The organism is Bradyrhizobium sp. 18BD (genome assembly GCF_054185225.1).
In genome coordinates, this window is the sequence record NZ_JAVAYL010000010.1 from 271,830 (window position 1) to 280,143 (window position 8,314).

Annotated in this window: 8 protein-coding genes; 3 read left to right on the forward strand and 5 right to left on the reverse strand. The window is 65.4% G+C overall.

Annotated elements, in window-relative coordinates; translation table 11 throughout:
* From RAD16_RS20200 to ggt, 3 genes are all read right to left on the reverse strand, one after another.
* On the reverse strand, positions 1-1,011 hold the full coding sequence (locus RAD16_RS20200; RefSeq protein ID WP_458159646.1) for an FAD binding domain-containing protein: 1,011 nt from the start codon (positions 1,009-1,011) through the stop codon (positions 1-3).
* Between the two features lie 3 nt (positions 1,012-1,014).
* Entirely contained in the window at positions 1,015-1,629 is a 615-nt protein-coding gene (locus tag RAD16_RS20205) for a (2Fe-2S)-binding protein (RefSeq protein WP_458159647.1), read from the reverse strand.
* A gap of 168 nt (positions 1,630-1,797) precedes the next feature.
* Positions 1,798-3,384 carry a gamma-glutamyltransferase gene (gene ggt / locus RAD16_RS20210; RefSeq protein WP_458159648.1) on the reverse strand — a complete coding sequence of 529 codons (1,587 nt, stop codon included), beginning with the start codon at positions 3,382-3,384 and terminating at the stop codon, positions 1,798-1,800.
* 219 nt (positions 3,385-3,603) lie between these two features.
* Between ggt and trhO the strand changes: the two genes are divergently transcribed.
* Entirely contained in the window at positions 3,604-4,350 is a 747-nt protein-coding gene (trhO, locus tag RAD16_RS20215) for an oxygen-dependent tRNA uridine(34) hydroxylase TrhO (protein WP_458159649.1), read from the forward strand.
* Positions 4,340-4,570, forward strand: coding sequence for a SlyX family protein (locus tag RAD16_RS20220; RefSeq protein ID WP_458159650.1), 231 nt, complete (start codon positions 4,340-4,342; stop codon positions 4,568-4,570). Before trhO ends, RAD16_RS20220 begins: the two co-directional genes overlap by 11 nt.
* Positions 4,571-4,576: 6 nt before the next feature.
* On the opposite strand, the gene RAD16_RS20225 is transcribed toward RAD16_RS20220, so the two are convergent.
* Positions 4,577-6,481 carry a sensor domain-containing diguanylate cyclase gene (locus RAD16_RS20225; protein ID WP_458159651.1) on the reverse strand — a complete coding sequence of 635 codons (1,905 nt, stop codon included), beginning with the start codon at positions 6,479-6,481 and terminating at the stop codon, positions 4,577-4,579.
* Between the two features lie 175 nt (positions 6,482-6,656).
* Positions 6,657-6,872: a hypothetical protein gene (locus RAD16_RS20230; RefSeq protein ID WP_458159652.1), complete on the reverse strand. Its 216-nt coding sequence runs from the start codon at positions 6,870-6,872 to the stop codon at positions 6,657-6,659.
* A gap of 112 nt (positions 6,873-6,984) precedes the next feature.
* Between RAD16_RS20230 and hemE the strand changes: the two genes are divergently transcribed.
* Positions 6,985-8,019, forward strand: a complete 1,035-nt coding sequence (hemE, locus tag RAD16_RS20235) for a uroporphyrinogen decarboxylase (RefSeq protein WP_458159653.1) — start codon at positions 6,985-6,987, stop codon at positions 8,017-8,019.
* The last annotated feature ends 295 nt before the right edge of the window (positions 8,020-8,314 follow it).

Sequence of the window (8,314 nt, forward strand, 5' to 3'; positions counted from 1 at the left end):
TCATATCTCCATCGTTACGGCCTGCTGGAGCGCGCGCGTCACCACGCGCTTGCCGAGCGCAATCTTGAAGCTGTTGTGCTGGCGGCCTCGGGCATCAGCGAAGGCCGCATCAGCGACACGCTCCGCCAGGCCGTCGTCGAACTTTTGCCCCTTCAGCAATGCCTCCGCCTCACGGGCCCGCCAGGGCACGGTGGCGACGCCGCCGAGCGCAACGCGCGCGTCCTTGATCGTGCCGCCCTGCACGTCGAGTGCAACCGCGGCAGACGACAGCGCGAACTCATAGGATTGCCGGTCGCGAGCCTTGAGATAGACCGAGCGCGGCCAGCGACCGGAGACAGCAAAAGCAGAGATCAACTCGCCCGGCTGAAGCGTGGTCTCGATGTCGGGCGTGTTGCCCGGAGCCTTGTGCAGCTCTGCGAACGGCATGTTGCGCGTGCCGGACCTGCCGGTGATTTCGACGATAGCATCCAGCGCGATCAGGGCCTGCGCGAAATCGCCGGGATAGGTCGCGATGCAGTGGTCGGAGGTGCCGAGCACCGCGTGCATGCGGTTGACGCCGTCCATGGCGGCGCAGCCCGAGCCGGGATTGCGCTTGTTGCAGCTCTCATACGAGACATCGCGAAAATAGCTGCAGCGCGTCCGCTGCATCACGTTGCCGCCGAGCGTCGCCATGTTGCGCAGCTGGGCGCTGGCGGCGAGCTTCAGCGAATTGGCGATGACCGGATAATTGCGCTGGATCCCGTCATGCGCGGCGACATCGGACATTCTTGCGAGCGCGCCGAGACGCAGGTTCTCGCCATCTGGCTCGATCGCCGACCAGCCCAGCGGATTGATGTCGACGATCGCGGCGGGCCGCATCACGTCGAGCTTCATCAGATCGATCAGCGTGGTGCCGCCGGCAAGCGGCTGAGCCGTCGCCTGGGTCAGCGGATCGTTGGCGGCTGCGGCGGCGCTGAGCGCCTGCACGGCCATATCAGGGTCGGTCGCCCTCTGATACGAAAAGGGTCGCATGGCCTAGCCTTTCATGATCTCGGGCGCAGCCTGCTTCACGGCCGCAACGATGTTGGGATAGGCGGCGCAGCGGCAGATGTTGCCGCTCATATATTCGCGGATGTCGGCATCAGTGCCGGCATGCCCCTCCTTCACGCAGGCGATCGCCGACATGATCTGGCCGGGCGTGCAATAGCCGCACTGGAAGGCATCGTTGTCGACGAAGGCCTGCTGCATCGGATGCAGGCGTTCATTCGTGGCGAGCCCTTCGATGGTCGTGATCTCCTCGCCTTCGGCGGCGAGTGCGAGGGTCAGGCAGGAGACGACACGGCGGTCGCCGATCAGAACCGTGCAGGCGCCGCATTGGCCGTGGTCGCAACCCTTCTTGCTGCCGGTGAGGCCCATATGCTCGCGCAGCGCATCGAGCACCGTGGTGCGCGCGTCGAGTTGCAGGCGCTTATCCTTCCCGTTCACGCGCAGCGTGACGTCGACGGGAAGCGCGGGATCCTGTGCGACCGGGGCTCGCGCATCCAGCGCAGCCGCGCGCGCGGTCAACGGAACAAGCGTGCTGCCGGCGGCGCCCGCGATGAAGGCGCGTCGATCGAATCCGGATGGTCGGGAACTTGAATTGTCGGACATGGACGGCCTCCGCCGCTTCAAAACAAGGCGGCGCACGCCTGCACCGCTCACGGCCCACCAACTTGGGGCCATGAGCTCCGTTCCGAACGAGAAAGGGCAGCGCAGCCAATGCCGCGCCGCCCTTCGTCAAATTTTCCTGATCTTGCTGCGAGGAACCTCGCGCGGCGATCAATAGCCGAGCGCGCAGCCGTCCTTGCGCGGATCGGAACCGCCGGTGAGCGTGCCCTTGTCCCAGTCGATCCAGATCGCCTGGGCGCCGCCAAGCGGGCCGACCACGCTGGTGGTCTTGTGGCCGAGCTTCTTGAGGCCCTCGACGATATCAGCGGGCACGCCGTCCTCGAGCTGGTACTGGCCCTCGTAGTGCAGGCCGCGCGGCATATCGATGGCTTCCTGCACATCGCAGCCATAATCGAGGATGTTGGTCAGGAGACGGGTCTGGCCGGTCGGCTGGTACTGGCCGCCCATCACCGCGAACGACATCGTGGAACGGCCGCCCTTGGTGAGCAGTCCCGGCATGATCGTGTGCAGCGGACGCTTGCCGCCTTCGATGCAGTTAGGGTGACCGGGCTGGATGCGGAAGCCGCCGGCGCGGTTCTGGAACAGCACGCCGGTCTTGTTGGAGACGATGGCCGAGCCGAAGGAATGCGCGACCGAGTTGATGAACGAGCAGACGTTGCGATCCTTGTCCACCACGGTGATGTAGATGGTCGAGGGATTCATCGGCGGCGCCACGTTCGGCAGGTCGAGCATGCCGTCCAGGCGGATCTTGCTGATATACTCGTCGGCAAAGCCCTTCTCGAGCATCTCGGCGACATTGATCTTCATGTGCTCGGGCGAGGCGACGTGCATCTCGCGGTTCATGTAGGCGATGCGCGCGGCTTCCGCCTCGAGATGGAAGCGCTCAACGCTGACGGGCGCATACTTCGTCAGGTCGAAGCGCGACAGGATGTTGAGCATCAAGAGCGCGGTGACGCCCGGGCCGTTCGGCGGGCACTGCCAGACGTCATAGGCCTTGTACGCGGTGCCGATCGGCGTCGTCGTCTCGGTGGTGTGCGCGGCGAAATCGTCGAGCGTGTGCAGGCCGCCGATCGAGCGCAGGGTCTCGACCATGTCTTCGGCGATCGGGCCCTTGTAGAAGGCATCGCGGCCGTCCTTGGCGATCGCGCGCAGCGTCTTGCCGAGCTCGGCCTGGTGGATCACGTCGCCGGCCACCGGCGGCTTGCCGCCCGGCAACAGGTAACGCACGGTGTTGGTGCCGTTCTTGAGTTTCTCGAACTGGTTCTTCCAGTCGAAGGCGATACGGGGCGCGACGACGTAGCCCTCCTCTGCCGCCTTGATCGCGGGCTGCAGCAGGCGGTCGAAGCCGAACTTGCCGTGGTTACGCAGCACGGTCGCGAAGGCGTCGATCACGCCGGGGATCGAGACCGCATGGGCCGAGGTCAGCGGCACGGAATTGATCTTGCGCTCGAGATACCAGTCGGCGTTGGCCGCCTTCGGGGCGCGGCCGGAACCGTTATAGGCGAAGATCTTGCCCTCGCCGCGCGGCTGGATCAGCGCGAAGCAGTCGCCGCCGATGCCGGTCGATTGCGGCTCGATCACGCCGAGCACGGCCGAGCCCGCCACGGCCGCGTCCACCGCCGTGCCGCCCTCGCGCAGCACCTCGATCGCGGCGAGCGATGCCTGCGGATGCGAGGTCGCCACCATCGCGTTGGTGGCATGGACGGTGGACCTGCCGGGGAAGTGGAAGCTTCTCATCGAATTCTTGCTCTCGTTAGGCCGCTTGGGCCGCTGGCGCTGGTCGCCGTCTCGGAAAAACCGGGCCTACATGACACATTCCGGCCCGTCCGGGCAATGCTGGCATACCAGGGAAATGGCTGCCATCCGCTGGGCGTATAGACCTTTTGCCGTCCGGGGCGATGCGGGTTTTCTGGGCGGCGGCCGCCTGCTAAACGAGCCGCCAGGATTCAAGAGAACATGATCTTCAAGGTCGCCGCCTTTTACCAATTCGCCGCCCTGCCCGATTACCGCGAGCTGCGCGAGCCGCTGCGCGCGTTCTGCGCTGGCCTCGCGCTGAAGGGCAGCGTGCTTTTGGCCCAGGAGGGCATCAACGGCACCATCGCGGGCGCCTCCGAGGCGATCGACGCCTTCGCCCATGAGCTCGCCCACGGCGCCCTGTTCGGCGGCCGGCTGGACAATCTCGAGTTGAAGTTCTCGACCGCGGAAGCCATGCCGTTCGGCCGGCTCAAGGTGCGGCTGAAGAAGGAGATCGTCACGCTCGGCGACGCCGCCGCCGATCCGACCCGGCAGGTCGGCACCTATGTCGATGCAAGCGAGTGGAACGCGCTGATCGCGGCGCCCGACACGCTGGTGCTCGACACCCGCAACGCCTTCGAAGTCGCGATGGGGACGTTCGAGGGGGCGGTCGATCCCGAGATCAGGAGCTTTGGCCAGTTTAAGGATTTTGCTGCCGAGAAGCTCGATCCAGCGAAGCATCGCAGGATCGCGATGTTCTGCACCGGCGGCATCCGCTGCGAGAAGGCGAGCGCGCATCTGCTCGCGCGCGGCTTTGCCGAAGTCTATCACCTCAAGGGCGGTATCTTGAAATATCTGGAAGAGGTGCCGGAGGCACAGAGTCGCTGGCGTGGCGAATGTTTTGTGTTCGACGAACGCGTCGCGCTCGGCCATGGTCTGCGCGAACGGGGGCACGACAGTGACGAATGAGATCAAGAGGCTTGGCGAGATTCTTGGAGAGCGCATCGACGCGCTGGAGATGCGCATCGCCTATCAGGACGACACCATCGAGACGCTGAACCAGACCATCACCGCGCAGTGGAAGCAGATCGATGTGCTGACGCGGAAGATCGCAGAACTCGGCGAGCGGCTTCAGGAAGCCGAGGCGAATGCGCCGGGCCCCGCCAACGAGCCCCCGCCGCATTACTGAGCGGTATTACTCGCCGACCGCCCTGGGCAGCACGTTCGCGACCTGGACCGACATCATCAGGCGGTCGCGGCCGCCCTCCTTGGCCGCGTAGAGCGCCTGATCGGCAGCCTCGACCAGCGTGCCGACGCCGGCGGTGCGCTCCAGCGCCGGCCGGCAGGCCGCGCCGCCGAGCGAAGCGGTAACGTAGCCTGACGCATGATTGCTGGTGTGGACGAGGCCCGCCTCGCGGATGGCCTTGCGGATCCGCTCGCCGATCCGCGCGCAGCCGGCAGCATCGGTGTTCGGCAGCAGCATGGCGAATTCCTCGCCGCCGTAGCGCGCCGCGAGATCGCCGGGACGCTGCACCTCGGCCGCGATGACCTGAGCCACGACACGCAGGCAGGCGTCGCCCGCGGGATGGCCGTACTCGTCGTTGTAAGCCTTGAAATGGTCGACGTCGATCATGAGCAGAGCGAGGCTGGAACGGTCGCGATAGGCGCGCGCCCATTCCTCGTTCAGGCGCTCGTCGAAGCGACGGCGGTTGGCAAGCCCGGTGAGACCGTCCTCGATCGCAAGCGTCTCGAGCTTGGTTTCGAGCTGCTTCTGCTCGGTGATGTCGCGCGAGATCGCGACAACGCCGTCGACACTGCCGTTGTCCTTGCGCGTCGCCCGCATGGTCGATTCGAGCCAGACCTCGCCATTCTGCCGGTGCGTGTTGCGGTAGGTGACGCGCGCTTCCTCCTTCTCGCCGCGCTTCATGGCATCGACGATGGCCTGGACCTGCGGCCGGTCTTCCTCATGAATGCCGGCGAGCGCGGGCGTTCCGATCAGCTGATTGGCGCGCCAGCCGACGACGCGGACCGACGAGGGCGAGACATAGCGCAGCCGCTCGTCGAGCCCGATCCGGGTCACCATGTCACTGGAGCCTTCGGCGAGCAGGCGGAAATGCGCCTCCTTCTCGACCAGCGCGGCGGCCATACGTTGCCCGCGCTGCAATTGCCGCACCAGCACCGCGCCGATGATCGCGATCAGCAGCACGAGGGCGGCCACGTAGAGCATGCGGGAGATCGCGGCGGCGCGCCAGGGCGCCAGCAGCTCGTCCTTATCCACGGTGGCGAGCAGGACGAGCGGATAGCGGCCAGAGCGCTTGAAGAAGCTGACGCGTTCGGCACCGTCCAGCGGCGACTTGAAATGATAGGCGCCGCTCGGCCGTTGCAGGCTGGCATCGCGGAACAACGCGGTGTCGGCGACGCTGCGGCCGACGAACTTGTCGTTGCTGGGGTTGCGCGCGATGATCAGGCCGTCGCCATACATCAACGTGACCGAGCTGTTGCGGCCGATCTCGAACTGCTCGTAGAAATGCGAAAGATATTTCGAGCTGATGGTCGCGAGCACGACACCGCCAAAGCTGCCGTCCAGCTTGTTGAAGCGGCGCGACAGGGTGACGACCCATTCGCCGTCGAGCAGGCTCTTCACCGGACTGCCGGCATGGGCCTCGCGCTTCGGGGAAAGCTGGTGATAGCGGAAGAAGGCGTCGTCGCTGAGCGTCGAGCTGATTGTGCCGGGCGCGGTCAGCCAGTTGCCGCGGTCGTCGATGATGGCAAAGCTGTGCACGCGCTCCATCGCCTTCTTGCGCACCTCCATGAGGGTCGTGAGCTTGGCGATCGTGACAGGATCGGTGCCGTCCATCTCCAGCCGGCTGACGACGCCGACGACGCCGGAATCGAGCAGGTCGAGGCTGTCTTCGGCATGCTGGGTCAGCGAGCGCGCGACGTTCGCCATCTCGGTCTCGGCACCCTTGAGCACCGCATCGCGCGTGGTCCATTCACGCCAGCCGCTGACGCCAAGGATGGTTGCGCAGGTCAGCACGACGAACGCCGCCGCGCGCAGCGGCAAGCGGCTCCATCCGGCTCTTTGGGCAACGACGTTCATGCAGCAGGGTTCTCCGATCGTCGGGAACCTCTGCCGCTTCTGTTAGTGAACTCTGAAATGATTGGCGGAATACGCCGCGATATCCCCCGTTTCCCGTAGTCGTACGGACGGGGGGATCAGCGCATCGCTAACAAGAGATTAGCGAACCTGTCGGAATCCGGCGACGCCTCCCCCGCTAGCTGAAGATCGCCTTAACCTTGTCCCAGAGCGAGGGATTGTCGGCGTCCGCATCGGCCTTCGTCGGCGTCGGCTGCGCAGCGCTGACGGGATCGGAGGCCGGGAAGGTATCTTCCAACCCTGTATCGAGCTTGGCGTGACGGTCGGCGGCGCGTGCTTCGCGCAGATCGTCGGCGTGCTTGTCATGCGGCGCGGGATTGAATGTCTGAGCCATGGAATTCCTCCTCCATTGGCTGGTCCAACGCGGCGCATTTGCGCTGGTTCCCCTGTTCCGCTTCCGCCCCCGGCGGTGTATCAGGAACCTCAAATCTGCATCAGGATCATTCGTGCCCCAGTCTGCGACAAAGCCCTTCATCGACGTGCTCTCCGGCCAGCGGCAAGCCGTCCCGCCCCTGTGGATGATGCGCCAGGCCGGCCGTTATCTGCCGGAGTATCGCGAGGTGCGCGCCAAAGCCGGCGGCTTCCTCGATCTCTGCTTCAATCCGGAGCTTGCCGCCGAAGTCACGCTGCAGCCGATCCGCCGCTTCGGCTTCGATGCGGCGATCATCTTCTCCGACATCCTGGTGATCCCATACGCGCTCGGCCGCTCGGTGCGCTTCGAGGTCGGCGAGGGTCCGCGGCTGGAGCCGCTGGACGATCCGGCCAAGGTCGCAACGCTCGCCGCGCAGGCCGACTTCGGCAAGCTCAATCCGGTGTTCGAGGCGCTCAAGCTGGTGCGCGGCGCGCTCGATCCGAAGGTCGCACTGATCGGCTTCTGCGGCGCGCCATGGACGGTTGCGACCTACATGGTTGCGGGTCATGGCACGCCCGACCAGGCACCGGCGCGGATGATGGCCTACCGCCATCCGGAAGCGTTCGCAAAAATCATTGACGTGCTGGTTGAGAACTCGATTCAATACCTGCTGGCGCAGTTAGAGGCCGGCGCCAATGCCCTGCAGATCTTCGACACCTGGGCCGGCGTGCTGCCGCCCACTGAGTTCGCGCGCTGGTCAACCGAACCGACGCGCCGCATTGTCGAGGGCGTGCGCGCAAAGGTGCCGGACGCGAAGATCATCGGCTTTCCGCGCGGCGCCGGCGCGCAATTGCCCGGCTATGTCGAGGCGACCAGCGTCAATGCCGTCAGCATCGACTGGACCGCCGAGCCGGCCTTCATCCGCGAGCGCGTGCAGTCACGCGTGGCCGTGCAGGGCAATCTCGATCCGCTGGTGCTGATCACCGGTGGTGCGGCGCTCGACCGCGCGGTGGACAACGTGCTGGCGAATTTCGCGCAGGGGCGCTTCATCTTCAATCTCGGCCACGGCATCCAGCCGGAGACGCCGATCGCCCATGTCGAGCAGATGCTGAGGCGCGTGCGGGGCTGATTTTTTTCGCACCCGAAGGGGCGGAAACAAAAAACGCGAAAACAACCCCATGCACAGTACAAATCATTGAAGAATTTCGCTCGGCATGTCGGTGGTCGCTTCCAACACGAGGCGCCAGTGGACCGGGCCGCGCGAGCCCGGCTAGCAGCGGACCTTTGAAGACAATCACACAAGCAAAAACGCCGCCTCCGTTTCCGGAAGCGGCGTTTTGTATTCGAACATCGTAAGAGGAGGATTTCTTGTCCTTGGCAGGCCTGGCAGCGACCTACTCTCCCAGGGCTTAAGCCATAGTACC

Bases quoted from the DNA above. Each gene is read 5' to 3' on its own strand.
- RAD16_RS20200 (WP_458159646.1), bottom strand. From the start codon at position 1,011: ATGCGACCCTTTTCGTATCAGAGGGCGACCGACCCTGATATGGCCGTG.
- RAD16_RS20205 (WP_458159647.1), bottom strand. From the start codon at position 1,629: ATGTCCGACAATTCAAGTTCCCGACCATCCGGATTCGATCGACGCGCC.
- ggt (WP_458159648.1), bottom strand. From the start codon at position 3,384: ATGAGAAGCTTCCACTTCCCCGGCAGGTCCACCGTCCATGCCACCAAC.
- trhO (WP_458159649.1), top strand. From the start codon at position 3,604: ATGATCTTCAAGGTCGCCGCCTTTTACCAATTCGCCGCCCTGCCCGAT.
- RAD16_RS20225 (WP_458159651.1), bottom strand. From the start codon at position 6,481: ATGAACGTCGTTGCCCAAAGAGCCGGATGGAGCCGCTTGCCGCTGCGC.
- RAD16_RS20230 (WP_458159652.1), bottom strand. From the start codon at position 6,872: ATGGCTCAGACATTCAATCCCGCGCCGCATGACAAGCACGCCGACGAT.